Raw genomic sequence first — 1,103 nt, forward strand, 5'->3', positions numbered from 1 at the left:
GCCGGTCCGGCCCCGCTCGACGTCGCCCTCGCGCTGGCCACCACGCGCGGCGCGCTGGAGCACCGGGCCGCCGTCACCGGCGCCGGCCGCGCCGAACTCCTCGACGCCCTGGACGCGCTGGCCGCCGGACGGCCCTCGCCCCAGGTAGTGCAGGGCACCGCGGCCGGCACCCGCAAGGTGGTCTTCGTGTTCCCCGGCCAGGGCTCCCAGTGGGCCGGCATGGCCGCCGAACTCCTGGACACCGCACCGGTGTTCCGGGCCAGGATCGAGGAGTGCGAGCGCGCGCTCGCGCCGCACACCGACTGGTCGCTGACCGAGGTGCTGACCGGCGCGCAGGGCGCCGCCGCGCTGGAGCGGGTCGACGTCGTGCAACCGGTGCTGTGGGCCGTCATGGTCTCGCTGGCCGCGCTCTGGCGCTCCTACGGCGTCGAGCCGGCCGCCGTGATCGGCCACTCGCAGGGCGAGATCGCCGCCGCCGCGGTGGCCGGGGCGCTGTCCCTGGAGGACGCGGCGCTCGTGGTCGCGCTGCGCAGCCGACTGATCCGCACCGAACTCGCGGGCAAGGGCGGCATGGTGTCCGTCCAGCTGTCGCAGGCCGAGGTCGTCGAGCGCATCGCGCCGTGGGGCGAGCGGATCTCCGTGGCGGCCGTCAACGGCCCGCGCTCGGTGGTCGTCTCGGGCGACCCCGGGCCGCTGGCGGAGCTCGTCGAGCAGTGCGAGGCGGACGGCGTGCGGGCGCGGCGGATCGACGTGGACTACGCGTCGCACTCCGCGCAGGTCGAGTCGCTGCGCGAGCAGCTGCTGGAGATCCTCGCGCCGATCCGGCCGCGCCGCTGCGACGTCGCGTTCTACTCCACCGTCGAGGCCGCACTCCTGGCCGACACGAGCGTCATGGACGCCGACTACTGGACGCGCAACCTGCGCCGGACGGTGCACTTCGAGGAGACGAGCCGGCTGCTGCTCGCCGACGGGCACGGCGCGTTCGTCGAGGCCTCCCCGCACCCGGTGCTCGCCATCGGGCTCCAGGAGACGGCGCTGGACGCCGGCGCCGACGCCGACGTGTGCGGCTCGCTGCGGCGCGGCGAGGGCGGCCTCGACCGCTT

General features: G+C 76.1%; 1 protein-coding gene. It reads left to right on the forward strand.

The window, feature by feature from the left end; translation table 11 throughout:
• A partial coding sequence (locus AB0O00_RS40970) for an acyltransferase domain-containing protein (RefSeq protein ID WP_363659736.1) occupies positions 1–1,103 on the forward strand: 1,103 nt, incomplete at both ends.

The sequence above is a fragment of the Kitasatospora sp. NPDC093558 genome, assembly GCF_040683475.1.
In the GTDB taxonomy this organism is placed as follows: domain Bacteria; phylum Actinomycetota; class Actinomycetes; order Streptomycetales; family Streptomycetaceae; genus Kitasatospora.